Source organism: Rheinheimera aquimaris (genome assembly GCF_020531985.1).
Lineage (GTDB): Bacteria > Pseudomonadota > Gammaproteobacteria > Enterobacterales > Alteromonadaceae > Alishewanella > Alishewanella aquimaris.
Genome location: NZ_JAJAVQ010000003.1, coordinates 537104 through 562654 on the forward strand (window position 1 = coordinate 537104; position 25551 = coordinate 562654).

Below are 25551 nucleotides of genomic sequence, written 5' to 3' on the forward strand. Positions count from 1 at the left end.
TTTACCGCAGAAAACAGGTCTGATCAGCCATTTTCGTGGAATAAATGCCTGGATTAGATTTGGCAGAAAAAAAGCGTCATACCGACGCTTTTTCGTTATTTTCCAGTTTGCTACCACCATAGCAACGGGGTGATGCCGGTGGCTTCTCTGCATAATACTCATACCATTCAGACGGAGTATAGGTATGCAAAGCTAAAGCATGAATTTTCTCGGCCAACTCTTCAGCAACAACTGCATTAACGGCTCGATGCCGTTGCAGCAGACGCATGCCGTCAAATGCCGGCGTAACAATAACCACTTTAAAATGCGACTCAGATCCCGATGGCACATTATGCAGATGGCTTTCATTAACCACCTCAAGGAACACAGGATCAAACGCACTAAGTAACTTCTGTTCAATAGCAGTATGAATCAACATAGTTCTAATCCTTTTTTATTCCTTCTCAATAACTCTAGATGGCAGCACTAAACTTGCCAGCACAGTTCGCTGTCAAGTTAATTAATCAGAAGTAACGGGCTGGCCAGCCTACTAAAAATAAATTTGTCTAAGTTTAAGCGGCGATATAACGAAAAGTCAGATTCACTCTGCTTTGTGTTATCCGGCTTTGTTTTGGCAAACGATGCAACCAGTGCAGCTGGCAGGCACCGGCCATCAGCAATAAACTGCCTGATGGCAAATCCCACGCCAGCTGCCAGGGTTGGTGCCGGTGTTTCAATTCAAATCGCCTGGTACTGCCCAGACTAAGTGATGCGATAACAGGGTCGATACCCAGCTCCCGCTCATTGTCTGCATGCCATCCCATGTGTTGCTGCCCGTTTTGATATAAATTCAACAGCACACAATTAAAATGGTACCCGGTAAAGTCGCTTATCTCTTCTGTCAGCTGCTTAACCAATGGATGCCAGGGCTGAGGAGAAAACGTCATACCAGAATAGCGATATTGACAATGCGGCTCTCCCATCCAAACTTGCTGACGAGGTATTTTAACCGGCTTACCAAACATCATGATACTGTCCTGAGCCCAGCGTAACTGATGCTCCAGCTGTTGTTGTAAAGCATCACTGTTTGAGCGCGGTAACCAGTCAGGCCATAGCTGAATATCAGCATTGGGCACACTAAAATGTTCAGCAGCCTTTTGTCGGTTGTCGCTGCCTGGCTGCCGTGTCAAAATGCTCATCTTACTTCACCGATAATGTCATTATGAATACCACTTTTAGTTTTGCCGGCGGCAGCCTACAGCTACATCGCTGGCCGTTAGAACAACCGAACACCAGTTTACAGGCATGGGATGCCGCTGACGAATTATTATTACAACATGGTCAGACCGCCATCAGCGAATTTCAAAATCAGCATAACAAGCAACCCTCACTGCTGATTATTAATGACAGCTTTGGTGCCCTGTCCTGTGCATTGGCAGCTTATCCTCAAGTGCAGATAAATGACTCCTACCTGGCAGAACAAGGTACCCGCTATAACCGCCAGCGTAATGGTTTGGGGTTTGACAATTTGCAGCAGCAAACAAGTTTGCAGCCTTATCCACAGCATGCCGATATCGTGCTGCTTAAACTGCCAAATAACCACAGCTACCTGCAATACATTCTGCAGCAGCTGGCGACAGTTGTAACGACGGATACTGTTGTATTGGCTAGCGCCAAAGCCAAAGACATTAACCGAAATGTTCTGGCGATATTTGAGCGGGCTATCGGTCAGGCTAGTGCTTCTTTAGCCGTTAAAAAATGTCGTCTGATTCACTGCACCGTCAGTGCCCAGCAGCACGAGGTATCAGACTTCCCGCTACGCTGGCCATTGGAACAAACGCCTTACACGCTGGTTAATCACGCCAATGTATTCTCCCGGGAGAAGCTTGATCAGGGCGCGCGCTTCTTTTTGCAACATTTACCCGAAACCCCAAATGGCGATCTGGTTATAGATTTGGGTTGCGGCAACGGCGTTTTGAGCCTTGCTCTGCTTAGCCAAAATAATGATATTCAGCTGATTTGCGCCGATGAATCCTACATGGCCGTGGAATCCGCCCGGCTGACTATTGCAGAAAACCTGCCGGAGCGTTTGTCCCAGTGTCAGTTTTTTGCAGACGATTGCCTGAGCCGTCAGTCAGACAAAACTGCTGATTATATTTTGTGTAACCCACCTTTTCATCAGCAACACGCCGTTACCAGCCATATCGCCTACCAAATGTTTCAGGATGCTAAACGGGTACTGAAACAGGGTGGCCGTTTGCGTATAGTAGCGAACAGGCATCTGGACTATGCTCAGATGTTAAAACGTCTTTTCGGTAACTGTCGGCAACTGGCTGCAGATCCCAAATTTGTTATTTTAGAAGTGATAAAAAGGAGTTAATTATGCGCTATGTGCTATTCGCCGCCTTGTTACTGGCAGGCTGCAGCAGTCAGGTACCAAACTTTATTCTTGCCCCTCAGGTGTATCCTGTAGCCTCCAATCAGTTGAGTCAGGCCCGGTTTGCTTTTGCCGTCAGTGATGAAAGAGGCATAGCCTACACATTACGCCTGAAAGACGGTGATAAAGTAAAACAAATCATGACGAGTAATGATGTTCGCAGCCAGCTGGAGCAGACGCTTTCTCAGGCTTTGACAGAACAGGGTGCAGTGTTGGATATCAACAGTAATACCCAGATGACCGTCAAGATAGCGCAGCTACAGGCGTTAGTGGATCAACGTACGCTTGAGCACGTGGTGACAAACCAGGTAGCATTTAAAGTGTATATACAAAATGCGCAAGGCACATTCAGTAAGACTTATTCCGGCGACAGCAGCTTTACGGCGCCGTTTAAAATGGATGTCGCAGCTGTTGAGCGCGAATTGCGGCTGCTGACAGAGCAGGTATTGACACAATTACTGCAGGATAACAGTTGGCAACAGGCTGTCAGGGGGTAAGATGCGCAATGTGTTTTTCAGTGTGCTGCTGACGCTGATAGCGTTCAACACTATGGCGGATGCCGGCCAGTTTATTCAACCGAACAACTTGTACCCTAAAGTAAAGCTGATGACATCTTTTGGCGACATAGTCGTTGAACTGGACCGTAGTAAAGCCCCCATTACAGTGAACAATTTTCTCAGTTACGTGAAGAACAAGCACTATGATGGCACGCTGTTTCATCGTCTGGAACCTGAATTTGTGCTGCAAGGCGGTGGCTACGATATAAATTACAAGCCGATTGAAGAAGCCAAAGCTATTTTCAATGAATCCGGTAATGGCATGAAAAATCAGCTGGGCACTATTGCCATGGCCAGGCTAAATGATCCACACAGTGCCACCAGTCAGTTTTACTTTAATCTGGCAGATAATAGCCACCTCGATCCGGGCCGGAATTGGGGCTATGCGGTATTTGGTTACATCACCGAAGGCATGGAAGTGCTAGAGAAAATACGTGCAGTTCAGACAGATACGTCGGTCGAGCTAGGCTGGCCGAATGTGCCGGTAGAAAAGGTTATATTAAAAACGGCTATCGTGCTGCCAGAGCAGTAAAACCGGCTATACTTGGCTTTGACGCATGAATGAAAGGGTGCTGAAAAGCCAGGTATGCCAGACCAATTTATCGAGCAGAAATCGCAACAGCTGATTTTTTATATCTCACGCTATTTGCGCGGACGTTTGCCGCACAGTGAGCTGCACCTGTTTGTCTGGGATACGCTGGAGGAATGGGCGCACCTTAATCACACAGTACATCTTCCCTACACCAACAGAGAACGGGTTTTCTGGCATCTGATCCATCAGCTCGAATGCTGGCCTGATGCCACTTTGCGTGAGAGCAAAACGCTACGTAGAAATATTCAGGATTGTATCTGTTACCTGAAAGGTCGCGGAATAGCGCCTTTGGATTGCGTTGGCGTAAGGCCATAAATAACTGAGCCACAATACTTGACCCATCGACGGTGACAGGTAAGCTACATCAACTTGTTGTAGTCATCCGGTGTTGCTGTTGCCTAATTATCTGAACTGGCTAAAAAGCCTTAATATCTATTTCCAGCGTAGAGTTCTGGCTATTTTTGCACTGGGGTTTTCCAGCGGTTTGCCACTGATGCTGGTCTTTGGTGTTTTATCCTTCTGGCTGCGGGAGGCTGGAGTATCACGAGCAGACATCGGCTATTTCAGTTGGGTAGCCCTTGCCTATGCGATTAAATGGCTTTGGTCACCGCTGGCCGATCACCTGCAAATTCCTTATCTGCATCATAAATTAGGCCGGCGCCGTAGCTGGTTATTGTCGTCGCAACTGGCAGTTGTACTGGCGATAGTGTGCATGGCAATGATGGACCCGCAAAAGGACCTGGCTGTGATGGCCGCTTTTGCCGTTGTACTGGCTTTTGCATCAGCGACTCAGGACATCAATGTTGACGCGTTTAGAATTGAAAGTGCTCCGGAAAAACTGCAAGCCGCACTTGCCGCCGCTTACCTTGCAGGATACAGGCTGGCCATGATCCTGGCATCAGCCGGTACACTCTGGCTGGCCGCCGTATTTTCAGATAGCAACAAGGCGTCAGACAGCAGTTACGATTTATCCGGCTGGCAAACCGCCTATATGTTTATGGCGTGTTGTATGCTGCCGGGCATTCTGACCACCTTACTAAGTAAAGAACCAGTCAGCCAGCTACAACAACATCAGACAAGCACCGGTCGTGCATTAAGCCGGTTTTACCAGTGGCTAAAGCAAGCCGTTGTAGCCCCTTTTATTGATTTCTTTCAGCGCTACAAGTGGCAGGCACTGCTGATCCTGGCACTGATCGCCTGTTATCGTTTAACCGATATCGTAATGGGCGTGATGGCTAACGCATTTTATGTCGATATGGGATACAGCAAAGAAGAAGTTGCCAGCATATCTAAAATATATGGTGTCATCATGACCCTTGCCGGAGCCGGTTTAGGTGGGGTACTGATTAATCAGTTTGGTACAGCCCGGATTTTGTTTCTGGGTGCTTTGCTAAGCGCAGCAACCAATCTGTTGTTTGCCGCGCTTAGCCAAATCGGCTATGACCTTGCCTGGCTTACCCTGATTATCTCTGCCGACAACCTGAGTGCCGGTATAGCCACCAGCGCGTTCCTGGCCTACTTATCTTCGCTGGTAAATCTGGCATTTACGGCAACCCAATACGCGATATTCAGCTCTTTGATGTTGCTACTGCCGAAATTTGTTGGCGGCTTTTCAGGTAGTTGGGTAGAACAGTTAGGCTACAGCCAGTTTTTCACAATGACAGCATTATTAGGCATACCCGCTTTGGTATTGATTGTACTAATTGAACGCTGGCGTGCGCATCAATCCTAATTCTGTATAAAACAAAACGCCGCTGGTTAGCGGCGTTTTGTTAATAATCAGGCTGACAAGACCTGCTTTAGACCTTCTTTAGGATCGACATCCAGTGCCTGGCAATAACGGACATATTCAATTACGTCCAGCCTTCTTTCCTGATTCTCTACTTTACCAATAAAAGAATGAGGTGTACCTAAAATTTCAGAAAGACTACGCATAGTGTGGCCTTTTTCCTGACGCTGTCGCTTCAGCCAAACACACAGGCGCTTGTTTTCATCAGAAATAACGCTTTTTGTACCTTTCATGTTTTTTCTTCTCCCAGCGTGTTACGCTTTTATTATTTAAAATACTTCCTGCAAAACTCAAACCCTATTGCAAACGCAATAAGCAATAAAAATCGGTTAATTAAACCACAGGATGCGACAAGCGTACAGCTACAAGCGTTAAAAACTGTAAAAGGCCTTTACAATTTAAGTTGGCTTAGAAAAAAAATGCTTAGACGTCGATTTTTGAGTGTTGCAACTTCAGTTGCCCGGATGAGAAAAAGATCATGATAAAGCTACTGTTTCTGCTACCTGTCGTTATGTGTGCTGTCTGGTACTGGTATTTGCAGCAAAACGGCTGGAGCATAAAACAAGGCCGCAAAGGCTTTGGTTACATCATCGGTTTTAACCTGACCATAGCCATATGTCTATGGATAATTATGCTGCTGACACAGCGTTAACGTGCTGCCAGCAGCATATTTGCATCAAAAATTTTACATAAAATCTAAATAGTTACACCGAAAACGATGAACCACAACCGCAGGTGGTTGTTGCATTAGGGTTTTGCACAATAAAGCGACTGCCCTGCAGCCCCTCAGTGTAATCGACCACGCCACCCATCAGGTACTGTAAGCTCATTGGGTCTACAACCATAGACACACCTTGCTTCTCTACAACAAAGTCTCCTTCGTTCACTTTTTCGTCGAAGGTGAAACCATACTGAAAACCTGAACAACCACCGCCTGTGATATAAACCCGTAATTTCAGATCTGGGTTTTCCTCTTCACTTACCAGCAGCGCCACCTTACGTGCCGCCGCTTCAGTAAATTCTATTGGTACAGCTGGTTCTGACATAACAACTCCACAGGTTTCGCTAAGGCGCAAATTATCTAATACCTGACTAATTTATTCAAGTATTAGGCCGTAATGCCGCTTTATCATTAAATAGCCAGATATTAAAGCTGAATAGTCAGCAACTTATGTTAAACTCTGGTGTACATATTACGGGTGTTATGGCTTATGCAGCGCTGGCAAATCTGGCTTCCGTCGTTACAACGCCGTCTGGCGTTACCACAAACCTCATTGCAACTATGTATCTTAGGTATGCTAGGTGGCCTTGCCGCTGCCATTTTGATTATTTTATTCCGCCTGGCAATTATCGGTCTGCAACTGTTCTTTCTCGAACGCACAGATGATTTTTCAACCGTTGCAGCTGATATCCGCTGGTTGTTACCGTTATGCGGTGCTGCACTGGTTGGCTTAATCGCCTGGATAACCGGCTACAGACATTATCGTCTGGGCATCCCTTTTGTTATCCACCGTATTAAACTGAAATACGGCACCATGCCAACCCGCAATACGCTGAACCAGTTTTTTGGCGGTATTCTGGCGCTTGCCAGTGGCTTTTCAGTAGGACGCGAAGGCCCGTCAGTTCACCTTGGGGCTTATGGTGCCAGTACTATTGGTAAATATCTGCAGTTACCCTTCAACAGTATTCGCATATTGGCAGGCTGTGGCATTGCTGCTGGTATTTCAGCATCGTTTAACACGCCGTTGGCCGCCGTAATTTTTGTAATGGAAGTGGTGCTGCGGGAATATCGGGTGCATGTTTTTATTCCCATTATGCTGTCTTCCGTTGTTGGTGCTCTGGTGACTCAGAGTGTGTTTGGTAATGTAAATGAGCTGGCCCTGCTGAATATTAACCCGATAAGCGGTTGGCACCTGCCTTATCTGGTGCTTTGCGGTATTGTGTTTGGTGCAATCGCTTTCGTATTTAACAAAAACATGATGCGACTAATCAGGTTGTTCAAAAATTGGCCACTGATACTCAGGTTAGCGTTGGCAGGTGCGGTAACCGCAGCCGTTGGTTATCTGATACCACATGCGATGGGGGCTGAAACAGGCGCCATTTTCTATGCCGTTAACGCACCGAATGATGTCGCGCTGCTGCTAACCATCTTTATAGGTAAAATGTTGCTGACGCTATTTGCGTTAGGGCTGGGGGTACCAGGCGGTGTTATAGGCCCGGTGTTTGGTATAGGCATCGTTTTGGGTACTTTGCTGGCAATTATTCCGTCAGCTGTGATGGGTGATAGCAGCATAGCCGGCACCTACGCCGTGCTAGGCATGGCGGGATTAATGGCAGCGACTATGCATGCTCCACTGGCTGCACTGGTGGCGGTGATGGAGCTGGCGCATAACCCGGGTATTATTGTTCCGGCTATGCTGGTAATTGCTACCGCCTATATTACCGGCGTACAGTTTTTCAATAACAAATCGATTTTCCTGCTACAGCTTGATTTTCTGCAGATGCCATACAAACTGTCGCCTGCCGACGATGTGCTACAGAAAGTCGGAGTGTTGGCACTGCTGGACAATCAATATCAATTACTGGATGCCCCGGATGAGCCGCAGGTGCTACAGGCGCTGGATAAACTTGAACCACCGCAGCAACTGTTGGTAAAACGGCAGTCTGAAACAGGGCATGAGTATCTGTTGGCCAGCTACGACGTGCAGCTATCAATGACCGGTGCCAGCGCAGTGCAATATCTGCCGCTGCAGGGGGTAAATCATCAGGCAACGATGGCGGAAGTGTTTGCAATTCTGGAAGACAAGCGTGAAGGTGCAGTTTATGTTTTCCGGGAGCAGGATCCTGCTCAGCTGATAGGCATTATCCGCTGGGATCAGGTACGCAGTTTATTGGTTAAACAGAACAACCTATTATGACAACTTTACTCGTTTTCAAAGCGTTACACGTGTTTTTCATGGTTGCCTGGTTTGCAGGTATCTTTTATCTACCCCGGTTATTTGTCTATCATGCCAGCAGCCAGAGTGCCGAGTGTCATGAAGAGTTTAAGGTGATGGAAAGGCGCTTATTGTATTTTGTCACGCCTTTCGCCGCGCTGACATTAGTATTTGGTTTGTTGCTGGTCTATAGCTACGGCAGTAGCTGGTTTAACGTGAGCAGTTGGTTGCATTACAAACTGGTGTTAGTCAGCTTGCTATATATTTATCATGGTTATTGTTTCAAATTACTGGCGGATTTTAAACACAACCGTAACCGGCGTAGCCCCCGTTTTTATCGTATTTTTAATGAGCTGCCGGTACTGGTTTTGCTAGCCATCATTTTATTGGCCTATCTTAAACCTATGTAGTGCGGCATTCGCTTTTATACGCTGAATTAGCATATAATACGCCGGTCCACAGCCGGTTCCGGCCTCTGTTAATCTCAGCGTAAAAGAGCACAGACTATGAGCTTTAAAGGCGAACACATCCTCTCGGTAAACCAGTTTGATCGCGACACCATTCAGCAGATCTTCCAGATCGCACGCAATATGCAGCCCTACGCCAGCCGGCAAAAACGTACTAAAGTGCTTGAAGGCGCTATTTTAGGTAATCTGTTTTTTGAACCCAGTACGCGCACCCGCGTCAGTTTTGGCTGTGCCTTTAATCTGCTTGGTGGTGAAGTACGCGAGACTACCGGTATGGAGTCATCGGCTCTGTCCAAAGGCGAGTCTTTGTTTGATACCGCCCGCGTGATTAGCAGCTACAGTGATGTTATTGCAATGCGCCATCCGCAAGCAGGTTCCGTTGCTGAGTTTGCAGTAGGCAGCCGGGTACCGGTATTAAACGGTGGCGATGGCGCAAATGAACACCCGACTCAGGCGCTGCTTGATCTGTTTACTATCGAGCGGGAGCTGGCTGCGTCTGGCCAGACTATCGATGGTATGCATATTGCGATGGTGGGTGATTTAAAATTTGGCAGAACCGTACACTCATTATCCAAGCTACTAAAGCTGTATAAAAACCTGCGTTTTACACTTATTTCACCAAAAGAGCTGGCCATGCCAGACGATATTGTCAGTGCAATTGAAAATGCTGGGCATCATGTAACCGTTACCGACGTACTTGAGGGCCACCTGAACGCGGATATTGTGTACCAGACCCGTATTCAGGAAGAGCGTTTTCCTTCAAAAGCAGAGGCCAATTTATATCGCGGTAAATTCCGCCTTAATCAGGAAATTTATACCCGCTACTGCAAATCCAACACTGTCATTATGCACCCGCTGCCACGGGATTCACGAATGGAAGCGAACGAACTCGACAACGATCTCAACTTACACCCTAATCTGGCTATTTTCCGCCAGGCCGACAATGGCATCCTGGTCAGAATGGCCCTGTTTGCACTTACGCTCGGGGTAGAGAACATCGTCAGTGATTATGAATGCGCTGTGCCATGGTACAGCAACAAACACAGTGGTTAATCTTTCATTAACCTGTGTTTCCTTAACAACCGGAATTTGATTTATGTCTTTATCTGCAGAATTATTTCAACGGGCTCAGCACACTATTCCAGGCGGCGTGAACTCACCAGTGCGGGCGTTTAAAAGTGTTGGTGGTACACCTGTGTTTATCGACCGGGCTGACGGAGCCTATTTGTTTGATGTCGATGGCAAGCGTTATATCGACTATGTGGGCTCATGGGGGCCGATGTTGCTGGGGCATAATCACCCGACTATCCGCAATGCCGTTATTGAAGCAGCGCAAAAAGGCTTAAGCTTTGGTGCGCCCTGCCCGGCTGAAGTGACGATGGCAGAGCTGGTGAGTAAGCTGGTACCCAGTATGGAAATGGTGCGTATGGTCAGCTCAGGCACTGAAGCTACTATGAGTGCTATCCGTTTAGCCCGCGGCTATACCGGCCGTAACACCATAGTAAAATTTGAAGGCTGCTACCATGGCCATGCTGACTCGCTGCTGGTAAAGGCCGGCTCTGGCGCTTTAACACTGGGCGTACCTAATTCCCCCGGTGTACCGGCTGATTTTGCTAAGTACACGCTGACAAGCGAGTTTAATAATCTGTCGCAGTTACAACAGCTGTTTGCACAGCATGGCGATGATATAGCCTGTATTATTGTTGAGCCGGTAGCGGGCAATATGAACTGTATTCCACCTGCCCCGGGCTTTTTGGAAGGCCTGCGTCAGTTGTGTGATCAGTATGGCGCAGTGCTGATTTTCGATGAAGTCATGACCGGCTTTCGCGTTGCTCTTGGCGGTGCTCAGGCGGTATACAATGTAACACCTGATTTAACGACGTTAGGCAAAATTATCGGTGGTGGTATGCCGGTAGGCGCCTTTGGTGGTAAGCGCGACATCATGCAGCATATAGCGCCACTGGGTGCGGTATATCAGGCTGGCACCCTGTCAGGTAACCCTATCGCTATGGCGGCTGGTTTAGCTGCCCTGACAGAAATCAGTAAGCCAGGGGTGTATCAGGCGCTGACGGCAAAAACCACAGAGCTTCTTAACGGCTTCAGTGCTGCTGCCGCCAGGCATGGCATTCCACTAACGACGAATCAGGTCGGTGGCATGTTTGGTGTTTTCTTTACCACCGAGAAACATGTCAGCAATTTTGCTCAGGCGACACAATGCAATATTGATGCTTTCAAACGCTTTTTCCACCTGATGCTGGATCAGGGCGTATACCTTGCGCCATCCGCTTATGAAGCAGGCTTTTTGTCACTCGCCCACAGCGCCGAAGACCTGGCATACACTTTACAGGCAGCAGAACAAAGTTTTAAACAGCTTTAACGACGGTTCTGCAACCAAACGATATCTGTGTCGTGTGGCCTCGGCCGCACGACATAGCCGATACCATGACCACCGGAGTATATAGCGACCGGCCATGCCGATGTCCAGGCCTCGCGCATTATCGTACCGTCAGACCAAGAGTAAGCATTTACTGTTCTGTTTTCATTTTCTTGCCAGTAAATACCGGTGTCATCAACAAACCATTGCTCAGCAGTTTGCTTACGCCAGTCAATTAACACAGGTAGTGTTGTCACAGTACCGTCTGCACTAAGCAGCAATAGGCTATCACTCTCATTTTGCTGCAATACCAACGCTTGCTGTGGTGCACACCGCACATCAACGGCCCCTTTGTGCACTAGCTGCTTTTTATTATCGGTTTCGGTAAACAACTGCCAACCATCATCAGTAAGTTCGGTCCAGTACAACCTTCCCTGACAGCTGGCATAACGGCCCGGGTTATCAGGCTGCAGCGGGTACAGAGTCAGGGCACTACTTTGCGGCTCAAGCCGGTACAGTTCACTGTTAATCAGTACCAACAATGATTTCCCATGCCACAACAGCTGCTGCACCTGCTGATCCTCGTTCAAACGCGTCAGTTGTATACTGTCTCTTCCCTGCTCCAGCCAAATCTGGCTATGCCCTGCCCGTTCCGATACAAAAGCCGTTTGTTGTTCTGCCACAGCCAGTAAGCGCTCACTGCGGTTGCTGACATGCCAGGGCACAAAAATCGCATTACTGTCATCAGAGGCTTTAGGCTTAAGCTGAAATATATCTGTTGTATAGTCGAGAAACTGCGTTGCCAGTACCTGTCCCGGATACCTTACGGTCTGAGTTAAATCACGTGTCAGCGCGCCAAGCCCCTGCCAGTTCAGGCTGTTTATATCGAGGATCTGCAGCTCCTGGCTTTGTGGAGCCAACAACAACTGCGTTTCATCCCACCAGGAAAAATGACTAACAATAAAGGGGAAGCGCATCACCTGTTCAGGCGTACCATCAGGTAATGCCAGTTTCAGTAAGATACTGTTGTTCTGAGTTTCCTGCGCCAACAGATAAAGCGTGTCATCAGATATCAGTATGTGCTGCACCGCACGCCATCCGCCTGACAAGGTTTGCAATAATTGTGCTTCAGAGCCAGGCTTAGCAAGCCACAGTTGAACCTGGTTTTTCAGATCGGTATCGAGCCATAGCCAGCTATCCTGCCAACGAACAGTCGCTTGCGGCAGCACCTTATGACAAGGCCACAATGATATAGGCTCAGAAACAACCGGCTGTAATTGTTGACTATAGAAAAAACAACCCTGCCCCGGCTTATTGGCCCTGAACAAAATGCGCTGCTCGTCCTGCCATAGTGCCTGAGAAATCTGCTGGTAGAGCTGTGGTAAATGCGTCACACGCAAATCGGTCAAGTCTTGTATGCTCCAGTTCGACAGCTTGCTGTCGGGAGCCTTGTGCTGATATATCACCTGCGTTTGGGCAGCATTAAGCACCGGCCAGTATTCCTGGCCACTCAACGCACTGATTGGCGCTATGGTATCCGGCAATTTAACCAAAGGTGCAGCGGTATACTTTGCCAGAATAAATGCCAGGCTCGCACAGCCTACCAGTATTGATAACGCAGTCACTGCAATAAACCGCCATGGCCGCTGCTGAGCTATGTTGTCATCAACCACTGCAAACTGTTGGTATTCATCAGCAGGTAAGGAGGTAGTGGCTGGCAATGAAACGGGTAAAGAAACAGGCTGAATTTTCGCCAGCCAGCAGTATCCCTTTTTGGACACGGTAGCAATATAACTTGGCGTCCTGACATCATCGCCAAGTAGTTTACGCAGTGCGCCGACTGCACGCATAACAGCCGCATCTGTGCCTTCATCAGCTGGCCAGACTTTCTCTATCAGGGTGTCTTTTGCCAGCAATACATCAGGATTTTGCAGAAAGAAATTTAGTAAACTGTGTAAGCGGGGTTCAAGTCGGATCATATGATCTGTAGATGGCTGTGCGCCAGCAGGCCACAGCTGACCATAGATCACCTGATAGTACCAGTCGCCAATTTGTACCACAGGGTCCAGATTTGACATTAAGGTCCGCCCGACTTCAAAGTATCTGGGCGGAGTATACCTTAACTATTGGAAATGTTTAGCGTTTCTATTTGTAAGACAGTATTTCAGGCTAGTTTTTCGTTTTTGGTATCCTGAGTCTCTGTTTTAGATTTTGAATCTTTGGGTGTTGCTAATGGGCTATAAACATCCGGATCGCCACAAGCTGGGTACCATACACAGGCTAAGCTATCGGAAAACTTTGCACTGCCATTGTGCGATATAGTTGAATCTGTCTTTGCCAATCCTGTAATAGCAATTAAAACTGTCAAAAATGCAAGCTTGTTCATGTTATTCGCTCTCATGTGTGTTGATAGACGAAGTAACACTAGTCAGCCCGTAGTTGATTATCCCGATGATTTTAGTATAAAAAAATTACAAATAATCTATGGCAACTTGACAGAGGCTACATCAAAGTCCCCTCTAACGGCTTCAAGAATGTAGATAAACTTTTCGTCAGGAGTCAGACTAAATCTACTATGGTAGAGATAATCGACAGTTACAGCATTGCTAATTTCACCGTTGTCAAAGGAGTAATACTTTAAAGAGTACTTAATTTCATCCACTAAATAGGCAAAATAGACCCCTGATTTTGTGGTCTGAAATTTCAGCCAAGCCTGATTTTCAGGCAAGGTAATCGGTATTTCTTGAGGGATTTGTGTATCAAATCGTTGCATATAAAATTTCTTCGATATGGCATCCCGCCAAATACTGTACTTCCCATCATAACTTTCTATGTACAACTCGCGATCGACTGCAAAAACGATAGGGGTGAGTAAATTATCACTAACTTCGTGACTTACGATGTGCCAGCGACCACTTTTAGATTCAGCATAGTAGATCTTTTTTCCATCGTAACTCCACGCTGGCTGACTAATTAGATTGTCGTTGTTTTCAGATAAACGCACCGGGGCTTTGCTATCAGATAATAACCAAATCTCATTATTGATTTGCGCCAACAGCTCTTTGCCACTGGGAGAAAACACTAAACTGCGGAAGCGTTCGTTTTTTTCAAAGAATGTAATCTGTTTTTGCTCTCCGCCGGGGTAGAACAACCAAACCTGTGGTAATCCTGAACGGCGGGAAACGACCGCGGTTGGTCCTTTTGGCAAGGGGTTTGCTTCGGCTAGAGTCTCATTTCTATTTGAGCTGAAAACCGTCGTACTATCCGAAACTGGATTAGTGATCTGGTTCGCGACCTTCTTTATGTTCACATGCGAGAAGTTTCCTACTGAAGCGTAAACAGTATTACTTTTTGCAACCTGTATTTCATGGGCATTAACGTCGGTGTAAGCTAAAACCCGGATATTCCCAGTACGAACTTCGACCTGACTGATAGTATTGGGCGCGGACGGATAAATAATATATCTATCATCATTCGTCCAATCTATATTACCTGGTAATACATCAGTCACCTTAACTAACATTGATGTTTCACGACTGGACAAATCCAGTACCCAAATTTGGGCAGATCCAGCAGCCTCCCTCAAAAAGACCAGCTTGTTGCCTTGATTTGAAAATCTGGCGACATAATCACCGAAGCTGGTCGGGGGCGGTGTCGTTAGCTCTTCAGCGGCACCTCCAGAAACACGTTTAAGCATTAAAATAGTCTGTCTTTTATCACTCATAGTAGGATAAACAAGATACGCACTGTCTGGAGACCATGATAACCTTGACGAAATAGAGTTATCTCCGCATGACACGAGCAATTTATCGTTGGTTATAGTAAAGGAATCACCGTTAAAATCCGCTACCCGTATTTCACATTTACCATCAGGATAAGCACGATGGTATGCTAATTGGCTTTCATCTGGGCTAAATGCAGCACCGAAACTGCTGTATGACGAATCTGTAATTTGGATACGCCGATGCTCTTGTAAATCTTCTAACATCAGCACTGTTACGTTTTCCTGTTCCGGGCTGGCGTAGCTGTATACCAGATACCTCTCATCCTCAGACACATTATGATAAAACTCCAGACCATCAAGTGCAGTGACAGGCTTATACCGCAACATGGGAATATCTGACGCAGTTTTATCCTGTAAATCCGGCGTCGCCGGCCATAACCACCAGGTAATAGCCGCAATAAAAATGAACGCAAAGCCAAGATACCAAGGCCAGTGTGCTTTTTCCTTTTCAGAGCGGTTAATCCCCATCTGAGCTGGTGGGTCATTTTTATCAAACGTAACCTGAGGTTCCAGCACCGTTACCGGGGCAATAAAACGGTAACCTCGTTTAGGAATGGTTTCGATATAGCGAGGCTCGCGGGTATCATCCCCAAGTGCTACACGTAGTACTCTAATTACCCGGGTAACACGCCCGTCTGATACATCCCGGATACCCCAGACATCATGCAGCAGTTCGTCTTTAGTGATCAGCTTGCCCGCATTAGCAATAAAATAATTCGCTACTTTCTGCGACAGGTTATCCAGATCGGCGGTAACGGCAATTTTACCGTCGGCAGCCAGCTGCACCAGCTTGTCCTGCTCTGGTACATATTGCCAATCGCCAACCTGCAATGGTTTATCTAGTTTTATCGCCATAGTGTCAGACAAGTGCTGTTATTCTTCTGTACATTCGGACATTACAGGCATTTCAACCGAAATCGCTGGTAATAACAATACGTTAAAGCAATTTTGTGGTTGGGCATAACCTGTTTTTAACGAAAATGCCTGTAAAGATACCTGTTCAGGCATAGGCCGCAGTAGTGAGCTTACACCTAACTGACTGTATAAACGGCTAAAAACGCTCAGAGCGCCGGTAGAGCCCGTCAGGCCGATAGCTTTATTATCATCCCGCCCCAACCAAATCGTTGTTAGGGTGTTCTGATCAAAACCAGTAAACCAGCTATCGCGGTAATCACTGGAGGTGCCGGTTTTACCTGCAATGCTAAGCCCCGGAAAAGTTGATTGCAGCACTTTGCCGGTACCTGTTTTTGTCGCCTGCATTAACGCATATTGCAACAGATAAACTTCCTGCTCGTTATACCGCCGCGTTAATTCATGCTCGCGTAAATACAAAGCATGGCCGTCGTAGCCTGCTACAGCATGAATGGTTGCCAGTTGCTGGTGCAAACCATTGTTGGCAATAGTCTGGTACAACTGGGTAACTTCGAGCGGGCTTAACTCAACGGCACCTAATAAGGCCGCTGGATGCAGTTTTACTTTTCGTCTGAGACCAAGCCTGCGCAACCCGTCACTGATAGCAGGCAAGCCCAGTTGCAGCCCAAGGCGCACCGTTGGAACATTCAGTGAGTTAGCCAGTGCATCTATCAACATAACAGGCCCGCGGAACTGCTTGTCAAAGTTCTGTGGCTGCCAGTCCTGATCATTGCTACGCAGTCTGATTGGCACATCTTCCAATATTGATGCCAACGTATAACGTCCGCGCTGGGCCAGGGCTTCCAGGTATATGACCGGCTTTATAATACTGCCGATCTGCCGTTTCGCATCGACCGCCCGGTTGAAACCGCCCTGTACTGCATCTTTGCTGCCCAGCATGGCTATTATCTCCCCATGCTGATAATTAGCGGTGACAACTGCAGCCTGAAGCTCTGGGTCCAGCTTGGCAAGCTGATGCTGTACTGCTGTTTCTGCGGCATACTGTGCCTGCGTATCCAGGTAAGTGAATACCTTTATGCCCTGCTCTTTGTCGGCGGCATTAATATCAAGCTGGCGTAACTCTTTTTTTACGGCATCAATGTAAGCGGCATAACCGCTATTGAGGTACTGAGCCCGCGGAATAACAGAGACCGGCTGAGTTACCGCACTTTCGTACTGCGCTTTGTCCAGCAGATGCTGCTCAAACATTAACCTCAAAACAAGATCACGCCGCTGCCGGGCGCGCTCGGGGTAACGACGTGGATCGAAATAAGACGGCCCTTTTAACAAACCAATCATCAGCGCATATTCTGCCGGTTGCAGCTCGCTCACTGGTTTACCAAAATAAAACCGGCTGCCAAGCCCGACACCATGCACCGCATTTGCGTAGTTCTGCCCGACAAACACTTCGTTCAGGTAGGCTTCCAGAATTTGGTCTTTGTTAAAACGGTAATCCAGTACCAGCGCAATCATGGCCTCATTTATTTTTCGCCATAGGGTACGATCGCTGCTCAGGTACATATTTTTAGCCAGCTGCTGCGTCAGCGTAGAGCCCCCCTGTACAGTGCGACCAGCCAGCGCATTGACCCACAAAGCACGTAGCACCGACAACGGCGATACACCATGGTGATGATAGAAGTCACGGTCTTCCACCAGCAACAATGTGTCTTTAAATAGCTCGGGCACCTGCTCCAAGCGCACCAGCTCGCGGTCTTCCTGCTGCGCCGCAACCAGATGCTCTATCAGCTGCGGTTCCAGCCTGGCGAAGTTTAGTGGTTCTTTTTGCTGGCGCTGGGTGATCCGGTTAATGCCGCCGCGATTAAATTCAACACTGAATAACTGCGCAGCTTCAAAACCGTTGATATAGGTAAAAGACCGGCGATATACCGTGACATGATTACGGGAAACACTGTACTGGCCAGGTGCAGACAAAGCGGCATTACGCTGATATTGCAGGCTGTTGAGCTGGTTAATAAGCTGCTGCTGGCTAATAGTCGCCCCCGGCAGTAACTCAGTGCTGCGGGCATAAATCTGTGCCGGTACCTGCCATTTCTGGCCGCTGAACTTCTTGCTGATTTTGCTATCCAGATACACCAGATAAAACAGCAGGATCAGTACCAGCACACAAAGCACCTTCAGCAGCAGTACTGCCGTTTGGCGGAAAAAACGGATCACGGCAGAGGATGAGGTGTTTTGCGAAGGGGCTTTAGAGCGGCCTTTTTTCGCCTGACCGGCATTTTTTGTTTTACTCATTTCAGCATCGCCTTTTTCGTTTTTGTTGTTGGCATTGCCTGTGCCGGATCTTCCGGCCAATAGTGTTTCGGATAACGCCCACGCATTTCTTTTCTTACTTCCTGCCAGGCATTTTGCCAGAAACTGGCTAAATTCTGTGTCAGCTGTAATGGCTGCCGCGATGGCGACAATAACTCAATCGTAATATTGATCCGGCCTTGTAGTACCGACGGAGACTGCATCTGGCCATACATTTCCTGAACACGCACTGAAAGCCGCGGCCCGCCCTCTGCCAGATAGTCAATGCTCAAACGCGACCCGGTAGGTGCTTGCCAGTGGCTGGGCAGCAACTGTTGCAACTGTTGCTGCTGCTGATAACTGAGTTGCTGCAACAACGCATCGTACAGTGGCAACTGTGCCAGCGCCGCACTTTTACTTATTTGCGAAAGCTGATGTCCTAACCAGCTTTCCAAACTATCGAGTAATGCCTGATCAGAAAAATCCGGCCACTCTGTATCACTCTGATACTGGCGTAGCAGCGCAACCCGCGCTTTTAACGACAAAGCAGCCTCCGACCAGGTTAAGCAGCCCAGGCCTTTGCTGCGGATATAATGCAGCCAGGCCTGCAGCTTTTGCTCGGCCGTTAGTTGCAGTGCGGCGGGCTTGGCAGAGAGTACACACTGACCAAAATTCAGTTGCTGTTCGCTGATAAAGCTGGCACTTCTCTCATCCCAGAAAGTACGGGTTTCCCAGTGCAGTTGCGCCTGCCAGTCTTGCAGAATTTGCTCCGGCGTAATACTAAATGCATGATAAATCTGGTTTTCACGGCCAAACTGCTGCAAATGCAATACAACCAGCCACGGCTGCGCGCTAAGGCTGTGGTTATGCTGCAAAACAGCGCCACTGCCATTTGCCAGTTGGTAACCCTGGCCCCGTCTTTTTGCCAGTCGGTCTGGAAAGGCCCGCAAAGCCAGTACCGGCGCAAGTTCTAGCGGTAAAGCTGTCGCCAAATCAACACCCAGCATGCGCGCAAAACTGCAGGCCTGCTGCCACTGCTGCGGTAAGGCATGTTTTAGCCTGCCGAGCAAACTGTATATATCACCCTGCAGTGCACGGGTGTCTTCTAATATTGCTGCCAGCAAACACGCCAGAGCTGTCGCGCCGCGACAGCCTTGTTGTTCAAGCTGTTGGCTGTGCAGCAACATAGCAGCAAAACGGGGGGCTGTGCCCAGGCTGTGTGCCTGCCGGCCAAGGCTGGTAATATTCAGGCTATTGTCTATCAGACCCAGCTGTTGCAATAACTGCTCTGCAACCGAAAGATGCGCGGAGGGCGGTGCAGTCAGCCAGAACAAATCTTCAATTTTGCAGCCCCAGGCTGCAATTTCCAGCCGCAGCGAACTCAGATCACTGGTTTCAATTTCTGCCGCAGTAAACCGGGCCCGGCGTTGCCATTTTTCTGCCGTATCTAGCCGATAACAAATTCCGGCACTGAGCCTGCCTGCCCTGCCGGCTCGCTGTATCGCTGCGGCCTGGCTGATGGCGCAGGTCTCCAGCATACTGACACCGCTGCGTGGGTTAAACCGGCTTTGCCGGCACAGGCCACTGTCAATAACAATACTGATGCCCTCTATCGTCAAACTGGTCTCGGCCAGATTGGTCGACAGTACTACTTTTCGCTTGCCAGCAGCTGGCGGCGCTATGGCTTGCTGTTGTTGCTCAAGCGACTGACTGCCTTGCAATACATACAGCTGCACATCAGCAGCTAAATCCTGCTGTTGCAGCAACTGTAATGTCTGCTGAATTTCATGTTGACCGGGTAGGAATACCAATACACTGCCAGAGTGTCGGCTCAGAGCTTGCTGTACCATACGGGAGATTTGTGTCGCCAGTGGCTGGTTTTCAGGTGTAACGTAAGCCAGCTCTACCGGGTAACTGCGACCGGCACTTTCCAGCACGGGCGCACCGAGCTTATCTGCCAGCAAAGCCATATCCAGTGTGGCAGACATGATAAGCAGTTTGAGATCGTCCCGTAATTGCTGCACTTCCAGACACAGCGCCAGTGCAAGGTCAGCATGCAAGGAGCGTTCATGAAACTCATCGAACAAAATGAGGTCGATATCTCTGAGTTCCGGGTCTTGCTGTAACTTACGTGTCAGTACGCCTTCGGTGACGATCAATAAACGTGTTTGGCTGCTGCTGCGCTTTTCCTGCCGGATCTGATAACCAACAGTCTCTCCGACCCGCTCACCTAACTGCGCACTGAGATAGCTGGCGATGCTTTTCGCTGCTATACGGCGCGGTTCAAGCATCAGTAATTTTTTGCCTGCAAAAGCAGCATCTTGTAGCAGATAAAGTGGCAGGTAGGTCGATTTGCCGGCACCAGGTGGCGCCGACAAGATAATCCTATTATGCTGCTGCAGTAACGTCAGCAGCTGTGGCAGTATTTCCGCGACAGGTAACACAACTTAACCCGTTTTACGCACTAAGGCTGACCATCATCATGTTTAACCGGCAAATTGCGGCCAACTCAGGCCTCGGCCAGTAAAATAGCGCTGATAGTGCGGATACCCTGTCCGGTGGCGCCAGCCGCCCAATAGGCATTGTTGGTATTGTTAAAAGCTGCAGCTAAATCAAAATGCAACCACCCCTTACCTTCATTTGGCACAAAGCGGCTTAGAAAGCCGGCGGCATTACTGGCGCCACCAGCACCGCCACCTTTAACCGGCCGGCTGTTCGCTGTGTCTGCGTAGGCAGAAGGGCACTGCTGCTGATGCCAAAGTTCAAGCGGTAACTGCCAGGTGAGTTCCTGCACGGTTTCGGCGTAAGACAGCGCCTTTTGTGCCAGGGCTTTATCCAACGCAAATAGTGCAGTGTACTCACTGCCTACCGCTGTAACAGCAGCGCCGGTCAGGGTCGCTGCATCAATAATAAGCCCGGCACCACTTTCTGCAGCACACATTAAACCATCGGCCAACACCAGACGTCCTTCCGCATCGGTATTTACAATCTCGACTGTAGTGCCATTTTTATAGGTAATAATATCGCCAAGCTTATATGCATTGCTGCTGATCAGGTTTTCAGCGCAGCATAAAATCAGCCGCACCCGTTTATTCAGCCCTTGCAGTATCGCCAGCGCTAAGGCCGCAGTGACAGTCGCTGCGCCGCCCATATCACATTTCATCGTCAGCATGCTTTCGGTAGCTTTAATTGAATAACCACCACTGTCAAAAGTAATACCTTTACCAACCAAAGCAGCACTGACAACGGCAGAAGCATCCCCGGTCGGATTGTAATCCAGCACCAGCATTGCTGGTTTTCTGGCACTGCCACGGCCAACAGCGTGCAGACCATTCCAGCCTGCATCAAGCAATTGTTGGTCCAGCAAAATTTCACTGCGTACTGTGCCTTTAGCCGCAACGCTTTCAATAAAAGCCAGTGCAGATTTCGCTAATTGTTCAGGGTATAAATCATCCGGCGACTGGTTAGTCACTTTTTTAGCCCAGCTAAAGCAGCGGGCTAAATACTCAAGCTGCATCTTAGTGCTATCGTCACCGCAAAAATGCACAGTGCCGCTTTTCCTGGCTGAACAGAAGCCCTGATAAAATGCCCATTGCAGCTCTTGTGTCCACAGCTCACCGGTTAACTTAACCTCAGTTAGTCCCAGATTGTCTAAACTCCGGCTGGCTTTTTGCACGCTGCGCAGAGCGTCCTGCTGTTTCAAATGGATCTGAAAACCGTTATTTACCGGAGTAAATAACGCTTTTCCCCACTTCTCTGCAGCGCCACCTTGCTGCAGTGTGATCTGCACCACATCTGACATAATCTGCCCTTTTATCACTGTCGTTAAAGGAATAATGCTGAGTGTACCACAAGGTTTTCGTGACAAAACACCGCTACGTTATTTTGCTGCTGCAGCACGGCCAACACTAAGTGATGTTAGCCAGATGAAAAAAGATGACGTTACTGCAAGCAATCTGTATACTTCCGCGTCTTTTAAATCTGATTGCGATGCCAGCAATATTCTGCTATCTATAGCCGCCACATTTTTTTGCTTGGCATTATACAGGAGATGATTATGCCAGAGGGCAATACTACCAAAACGCTGGGCTTACTCGCCCTTGCAGGCGTAGCGCCATATCAGGAAGCTGTCGGGGAAGAGTACATGAACCCGAAGCAACTGGAACATTTCCGCCGCATTCTGGACGCCTGGCGTCAACAGCTGCGCGAAGAAGTCGATCGCACAAAGAACCATATGGCTGACGAAGCCGCAAACTTCCCTGACCCGGTCGATCGCGCGGCTCAGGAAGAAGAGTTCAGCTTAGAGCTGCGTGCCCGTGACCGTGAACGCAAACTGCTGAAAAAAATTGAAAAAACACTGCAGAAGATTGAAGACGAAGATTTCGGCTACTGTGATACCTGCGGCATCGAAATTGGTATCAGACGCTTGGAAGCCCGGCCAACAGCAGATCAGTGTATCGACTGCAAAACCCTGGCAGAAATAAAGGAAAAGCAGTTGGGCGGCTAATATGCCCGGACTCTCCCCCGCTTACACCGGCCGGTTTGCGCCTTCGCCTTCCGGCCCGCTTCACTTCGGTTCTCTCATCGCTGCCCTGGGCAGTTATCTGCAGGCAAAAAGTCAACAAGGTCGCTGGCTGGTGCGGATGGAAGACATCGATACACCCCGTATGGTACCGGGTGCAGACAGCGACATCTTACGCACGCTGGAGCAATTTGGTTTGCACTGGGACGGCGAAGTGTTATATCAAAGTCAACGCCTGGAGCGATATCAGCAGATATTTGCGCATTTACAGCAGCTAAAGCTGCTGTATGGTTGCGCTTGCAACCGTAAACGGGTCAATGAGCTTGGCGGCATCTATGACAACCATTGTGCCACGCTAAACAACCAATCGGGTAACCTGGCATGGCGTCTGCGTAGCCAGGGTGTAAAAACCGGATTTGCCGATTTGGTATTTGGCCAGCAGAGCATTCCTGCTGCGCTGGCAAATGAAGACTATATCATCAAGCGACGTGACGGGTTATTTGCTTATCAGCTGGTCGTCGTGGTTGACGATATTGATCAGGCGATAACAGAAGTAATACGTGGCGCCGACTTGTTAGAGATGACACCCAGGCAGCAGGCATTATGTAACCTGCTCGGTGCCAGGCCACCGGCATATGGTCACCTGCCATTAGCAGTGACAGCGCCCGGCTTTAAACTGAGTAAACAAAACCATGCAGCCGCTGTCAGCGAGTGGCATGTTACCGAAACGTTGCATCAGGCATTGCGATTTCTCGGCCAGCAACCACCGCCTGAATTATACCGAGTAACGGTTGATGAATTGCTTAGCTGGGCGATAGCGCATTGGAACCTGACAAAGGTACCAACACAACTTGAAATAAACAGTACAGAATTTCAATAAGCCCGGTTGGTTTCATTCTTTTTTAAATGCAGCTGCGGTATTATTAGCCGTTTTTTTTGTGCTGCACCTAGCAGCATTGTGCAGGAGAATTATCATTATTTCGCGAGTGTTAGATTTTTGCCGCCGCACCTTTGGCGGTAAGGCCAAAACAGCTAAAACTGTAAAGCCTCATCAGAATGCTGTTGCTGGCAAAGTTCAGCGTGCGCCACGTCAGGCCCCATCTGCCAGTTTGCTACCTGCTGTACAGCGTTTAAGCCGCGACCAGCATGCTATTTCGCGCAAAGACATCAGCCCAAATGCATTGAAAGTTCTGTATCGCCTCAAAGATGCCGGTTTTGATGCTTATCTGGTTGGTGGCTGTATCCGTGACTTATTGCTTGGTATTAAGCCTAAAGATTTCGATGTGGTCACTAATGCCCACCCGGAACAGGTAAAGCAGGTATTTCGTAATTGTCGGCTGATTGGCCGTCGCTTTCGCCTGGCTCACGTGGTGTTTGGCCGTGAGATTATAGAAGTCGCCACCTTTCGCGGCCACCACAGCGGTGCCGATGACGAAGCCGATACCGCACCTAAGCTAAAAACAGCCAGCTTAAGTGACCACGGTCAGATTTTACGCGACAACGTATACGGCACCATTGAAGAAGACGCAGAGCGGCGTGACTTTACCATTAACGCGCTGTATTACTCAGTGAATGACTTTGCCGTATACGATTTTGCCAACGGCACCCAGGCAATAGCTGAGCGCAAAATAGAACTGATTGGCGATCCGGAAACTCGTTACCGTGAAGATCCGGTGCGAATTTTACGTGCTATCCGTTTTGCCACCAAGCTGAATATGCATATAGCCCCGCCTACTGCAGCGCCAATACCACAGCTGGCGGTGCTGTTGAAAAATATCCCGGCGCCCAGGCTATTTGATGAGCTGGTGAAACTGCTGCTTGCCGGTAAAGCCTTTGATAATTTTATGCTGATGCGCGACATGCGCGTATTAAAGCAATTACTGCCGCAACTGGATAAGCTGTTAAAACAAGAACCCGAAGGTAAAGCGTTTCAGCTGGCAACCAAAGCCCTGCAGGATACCGACGCCAGAGTTGATGCAGATAAACCGGTAACTCCGGCGTTTATCTTTGCGGCTTTGCTGTGGTATCCGGTAGAGCTTCGCAGTCAGGCACTGGTGACTGATGGGTTAAGTGAAATAGATGCGATGAACATTGCAATGACAGAGGTGCTGGATGACGTTACCCGCACTATTGCCATTCCTAAGCGTTTTACGCTGTCAATGCGTGACATCTGGGCCTTACAAAGCCGCCTGACTAAGCGCGCCGGCCGCCGGGCGTTTAAACTTTTAGAGCAGCCAAAGTTTCGCGGTGCCTTCGATTTCCTGCAGCTACGCGCTCAGGCCCAAACTGACGACAACAGTTTAACCGAGCTGGCTGTATGGTGGGAACGCTTTCAGTTTGCTGATGAAAGCGGCCGCCTGGCGCTGATTAGCCAGCTAGGCAAAGAAGGTGTAGACAAAGGCCCACGGCGCCGGCGCAGCTATAAACGTAAACGCACGGCAGAATAATGACTAAAGCGCGAGTCTATATTGGCCTGGGGGCCAACCTGAACCAACCGGTACAACAACTGCAGCAGGCTATTGAGGCGCTGCAGCAGCTACCGTGCTCTGAGTTGATAGCAGTATCTTCCTTATACGGTTCTAAACCGATGGGGCCGCAGGATCAGCCAGACTATGTTAACGCGGTTGCCGCATTGGATACCACGCTTGAAGCCGAAGCTTTGTTAGATGCGCTGCAGCAGATAGAGCAACTGCACGGCCGTCAGCGTAAAGCTGAGCGCTGGGGCCCACGCACGCTGGATTTAGACATTCTGCTGTACGGCACCTTGGTAATTAACAGCTCTCGGTTAACCGTGCCTCACTACGGCTTGCATCAGCGCGAATTTGTGCTGTATCCGCTTTATGAAATTGCACCACAACTTCAGTTGCCCGATGGTACTGTACTATCTTCTTTACTTGCGCAAGTTCCGTTAAACGGCTTGCAAAAACTTCCAAGCAGTTGCAGCTGAGAGCA

The 25551-nt window shown here is 48.7% G+C and carries 24 protein-coding genes; 14 read left to right on the forward strand and 10 right to left on the reverse strand.

The window, feature by feature from the left end:
• Positions 1–76 precede the first annotated feature (76 nt).
• Positions 77–418, reverse strand: a complete 342-nt coding sequence (locus LHL18_RS11675; RefSeq protein WP_134051821.1) for a BolA family protein — start codon at positions 416–418, stop codon at positions 77–79.
• A gap of 133 nt (positions 419–551) precedes the next feature.
• Positions 552–1178 carry an alpha-ketoglutarate-dependent dioxygenase AlkB family protein gene (locus tag LHL18_RS11680; protein ID WP_226767217.1) on the reverse strand — a complete coding sequence of 209 codons (627 nt, stop codon included), beginning with the start codon at positions 1176–1178 and terminating at the stop codon, positions 552–554.
• Positions 1179–1201: 23 nt separating this feature from the next.
• Here LHL18_RS11680 and LHL18_RS11685 point away from each other — a divergent pair, with 23 nt between their 5' ends.
• The 5 genes from LHL18_RS11685 (at position 1202) to LHL18_RS11705 (ending at position 5297) form a co-directional block, all read left to right on the forward strand.
• On the forward strand, positions 1202–2359 hold the full coding sequence (locus tag LHL18_RS11685; RefSeq protein ID WP_226767218.1) for a methyltransferase: 1158 nt from the start codon (positions 1202–1204) through the stop codon (positions 2357–2359).
• 2 nt (positions 2360–2361) lie between these two features.
• Positions 2362–2913 carry a YajG family lipoprotein gene (locus tag LHL18_RS11690; protein ID WP_134051826.1) on the forward strand — a complete coding sequence of 184 codons (552 nt, stop codon included), beginning with the start codon at positions 2362–2364 and terminating at the stop codon, positions 2911–2913.
• A gap of 1 nt (position 2914) precedes the next feature.
• Complete coding sequence (locus tag LHL18_RS11695; protein ID WP_134051830.1) at positions 2915–3505, forward strand: peptidylprolyl isomerase; 591 nt, start codon at positions 2915–2917, stop codon at positions 3503–3505.
• Positions 3506–3559: 54 nt separating this feature from the next.
• Positions 3560–3880, forward strand: coding sequence for a hypothetical protein (locus LHL18_RS11700; RefSeq protein WP_134051833.1), 321 nt, complete (start codon positions 3560–3562; stop codon positions 3878–3880).
• Positions 3881–3959: 79 nt separating this feature from the next.
• Positions 3960–5297 carry an AmpG family muropeptide MFS transporter gene (locus tag LHL18_RS11705; RefSeq protein WP_264190162.1) on the forward strand — a complete coding sequence of 446 codons (1338 nt, stop codon included), beginning with the start codon at positions 3960–3962 and terminating at the stop codon, positions 5295–5297.
• Between the two features lie 47 nt (positions 5298–5344).
• Here LHL18_RS11705 and LHL18_RS11710 read toward each other — a convergent pair whose 3' ends face one another.
• Complete coding sequence (locus LHL18_RS11710) at positions 5345–5587, reverse strand: helix-turn-helix domain-containing protein (protein ID WP_134051839.1); 243 nt, start codon at positions 5585–5587, stop codon at positions 5345–5347.
• 245 nt (positions 5588–5832) lie between these two features.
• On the opposite strand from LHL18_RS11710, the gene LHL18_RS11715 reads away from it, so the two are divergent.
• Positions 5833–6006 carry a hypothetical protein gene (locus tag LHL18_RS11715; RefSeq protein WP_226767220.1) on the forward strand — a complete coding sequence of 58 codons (174 nt, stop codon included), beginning with the start codon at positions 5833–5835 and terminating at the stop codon, positions 6004–6006.
• Between the two features lie 52 nt (positions 6007–6058).
• Here the strand turns inward: LHL18_RS11715 and erpA are convergent, their stop codons facing one another.
• Positions 6059–6400, reverse strand: coding sequence for an iron-sulfur cluster insertion protein ErpA (erpA, locus tag LHL18_RS11720; protein WP_226767221.1), 342 nt, complete (start codon positions 6398–6400; stop codon positions 6059–6061).
• 165 nt (positions 6401–6565) lie between these two features.
• Here erpA and LHL18_RS11725 point away from each other — a divergent pair, with 165 nt between their 5' ends.
• The 4 genes from LHL18_RS11725 to hemL all read left to right on the forward strand — a co-directional run bounded on the left by LHL18_RS11725 (position 6566) and on the right by hemL (position 11134).
• A complete protein-coding gene (locus tag LHL18_RS11725) occupies positions 6566–8272 on the forward strand; it encodes a chloride channel protein (RefSeq protein WP_226767222.1) in 1707 nt (568 codons plus the stop codon).
• Positions 8269–8700 (forward strand): CopD family protein, encoded by a 432-nt coding sequence (locus tag LHL18_RS11730; protein ID WP_226767223.1) that lies wholly within the window; start codon positions 8269–8271, stop codon positions 8698–8700. Before LHL18_RS11725 ends, LHL18_RS11730 begins: the two co-directional genes overlap by 4 nt.
• A 96-nt stretch (positions 8701–8796) precedes the next feature.
• Positions 8797–9810, forward strand: a complete 1014-nt coding sequence (locus tag LHL18_RS11735; RefSeq protein WP_226767224.1) for an aspartate carbamoyltransferase — start codon at positions 8797–8799, stop codon at positions 9808–9810.
• A gap of 43 nt (positions 9811–9853) precedes the next feature.
• A complete protein-coding gene (gene hemL, locus LHL18_RS11740; protein ID WP_226767225.1) occupies positions 9854–11134 on the forward strand; it encodes a glutamate-1-semialdehyde 2,1-aminomutase in 1281 nt (426 codons plus the stop codon).
• On the opposite strand, the gene LHL18_RS11745 is transcribed toward hemL, so the two are convergent.
• From LHL18_RS11745 to pepB, 6 genes are all read right to left on the reverse strand, one after another.
• The gene (locus tag LHL18_RS11745) at positions 11131–13209 is read right to left on the reverse strand and encodes a winged helix-turn-helix domain-containing protein (RefSeq protein WP_226767226.1); all 2079 of its coding nucleotides are present in this window, start codon (positions 13207–13209) and stop codon (positions 11131–11133) included. The two genes, hemL and LHL18_RS11745, sit on opposite strands and share 4 nt — an antisense overlap.
• Positions 13210–13295: 86 nt before the next feature.
• Positions 13296–13517, reverse strand: a complete 222-nt coding sequence (locus LHL18_RS11750) for a hypothetical protein (protein ID WP_134051853.1) — start codon at positions 13515–13517, stop codon at positions 13296–13298.
• Between the two features lie 96 nt (positions 13518–13613).
• Entirely contained in the window at positions 13614–15770 is a 2157-nt protein-coding gene (locus LHL18_RS11755) for a winged helix-turn-helix domain-containing protein (RefSeq protein ID WP_226767227.1), read from the reverse strand.
• 18 nt (positions 15771–15788) lie between these two features.
• Positions 15789–18080 (reverse strand): penicillin-binding protein 1B, encoded by a 2292-nt coding sequence (mrcB, locus tag LHL18_RS11760; RefSeq protein WP_134051857.1) that lies wholly within the window; start codon positions 18078–18080, stop codon positions 15789–15791.
• Positions 18077–20521 (reverse strand): ATP-dependent helicase HrpB, encoded by a 2445-nt coding sequence (hrpB, locus tag LHL18_RS11765; RefSeq protein ID WP_226767228.1) that lies wholly within the window; start codon positions 20519–20521, stop codon positions 18077–18079. Before hrpB ends, mrcB begins: the two co-directional genes overlap by 4 nt.
• A gap of 65 nt (positions 20522–20586) precedes the next feature.
• Complete coding sequence (gene pepB, locus LHL18_RS11770; RefSeq protein ID WP_226767229.1) at positions 20587–21879, reverse strand: aminopeptidase PepB; 1293 nt, start codon at positions 21877–21879, stop codon at positions 20587–20589.
• Between the two features lie 255 nt (positions 21880–22134).
• Between pepB and dksA the strand changes: the two genes are divergently transcribed.
• The 4 genes from dksA to folK all read left to right on the forward strand — a co-directional run bounded on the left by dksA (position 22135) and on the right by folK (position 25546).
• Positions 22135–22584: an RNA polymerase-binding protein DksA gene (gene dksA / locus LHL18_RS11775; protein ID WP_134051863.1), complete on the forward strand. Its 450-nt coding sequence runs from the start codon at positions 22135–22137 to the stop codon at positions 22582–22584.
• A 1-nt stretch (position 22585) separates the two neighbouring features.
• Positions 22586–23479: a tRNA glutamyl-Q(34) synthetase GluQRS gene (gluQRS, locus tag LHL18_RS11780; RefSeq protein WP_226767230.1), complete on the forward strand. Its 894-nt coding sequence runs from the start codon at positions 22586–22588 to the stop codon at positions 23477–23479.
• A 106-nt stretch (positions 23480–23585) separates the two neighbouring features.
• A complete protein-coding gene (gene pcnB / locus LHL18_RS11785; protein ID WP_226767231.1) occupies positions 23586–25046 on the forward strand; it encodes a polynucleotide adenylyltransferase PcnB in 1461 nt (486 codons plus the stop codon).
• A complete protein-coding gene (gene folK / locus LHL18_RS11790; RefSeq protein WP_226767232.1) occupies positions 25046–25546 on the forward strand; it encodes a 2-amino-4-hydroxy-6-hydroxymethyldihydropteridine diphosphokinase in 501 nt (166 codons plus the stop codon). Before pcnB ends, folK begins: the two co-directional genes overlap by 1 nt.
• Positions 25547–25551 lie beyond the last annotated feature (5 nt).

Coding starts and splice junctions, on each gene's coding strand:
- LHL18_RS11675 (WP_134051821.1), bottom strand. CDS start 418: ATGTTGATTCATACTGCTATTGAACAGAAGTTACTTAGTGCGTTTGAT.
- LHL18_RS11680 (WP_226767217.1), bottom strand. CDS start 1,178: ATGAGCATTTTGACACGGCAGCCAGGCAGCGACAACCGACAAAAGGCT.
- LHL18_RS11685 (WP_226767218.1), top strand. CDS start 1,202: ATGAATACCACTTTTAGTTTTGCCGGCGGCAGCCTACAGCTACATCGC.
- LHL18_RS11690 (WP_134051826.1), top strand. CDS start 2,362: ATGCGCTATGTGCTATTCGCCGCCTTGTTACTGGCAGGCTGCAGCAGT.
- LHL18_RS11695 (WP_134051830.1), top strand. CDS start 2,915: ATGCGCAATGTGTTTTTCAGTGTGCTGCTGACGCTGATAGCGTTCAAC.
- LHL18_RS11700 (WP_134051833.1), top strand. CDS start 3,560: ATGCCAGACCAATTTATCGAGCAGAAATCGCAACAGCTGATTTTTTAT.
- LHL18_RS11710 (WP_134051839.1), bottom strand. CDS start 5,587: ATGAAAGGTACAAAAAGCGTTATTTCTGATGAAAACAAGCGCCTGTGT.
- LHL18_RS11715 (WP_226767220.1), top strand. CDS start 5,833: ATGATAAAGCTACTGTTTCTGCTACCTGTCGTTATGTGTGCTGTCTGG.
- erpA (WP_226767221.1), bottom strand. CDS start 6,400: ATGTCAGAACCAGCTGTACCAATAGAATTTACTGAAGCGGCGGCACGT.
- LHL18_RS11725 (WP_226767222.1), top strand. CDS start 6,566: ATGCAGCGCTGGCAAATCTGGCTTCCGTCGTTACAACGCCGTCTGGCG.
- LHL18_RS11730 (WP_226767223.1), top strand. CDS start 8,269: ATGACAACTTTACTCGTTTTCAAAGCGTTACACGTGTTTTTCATGGTT.
- LHL18_RS11735 (WP_226767224.1), top strand. CDS start 8,797: ATGAGCTTTAAAGGCGAACACATCCTCTCGGTAAACCAGTTTGATCGC.
- hemL (WP_226767225.1), top strand. CDS start 9,854: ATGTCTTTATCTGCAGAATTATTTCAACGGGCTCAGCACACTATTCCA.
- LHL18_RS11745 (WP_226767226.1), bottom strand. CDS start 13,209: ATGTCAAATCTGGACCCTGTGGTACAAATTGGCGACTGGTACTATCAG.
- LHL18_RS11750 (WP_134051853.1), bottom strand. CDS start 13,517: ATGAACAAGCTTGCATTTTTGACAGTTTTAATTGCTATTACAGGATTG.
- LHL18_RS11755 (WP_226767227.1), bottom strand. CDS start 15,770: ATGGCGATAAAACTAGATAAACCATTGCAGGTTGGCGATTGGCAATAT.
- mrcB (WP_134051857.1), bottom strand. CDS start 18,080: ATGAGTAAAACAAAAAATGCCGGTCAGGCGAAAAAAGGCCGCTCTAAA.
- pepB (WP_226767229.1), bottom strand. CDS start 21,879: ATGTCAGATGTGGTGCAGATCACACTGCAGCAAGGTGGCGCTGCAGAG.
- dksA (WP_134051863.1), top strand. CDS start 22,135: ATGCCAGAGGGCAATACTACCAAAACGCTGGGCTTACTCGCCCTTGCA.
- gluQRS (WP_226767230.1), top strand. CDS start 22,586: ATGCCCGGACTCTCCCCCGCTTACACCGGCCGGTTTGCGCCTTCGCCT.
- folK (WP_226767232.1), top strand. CDS start 25,046: ATGACTAAAGCGCGAGTCTATATTGGCCTGGGGGCCAACCTGAACCAA.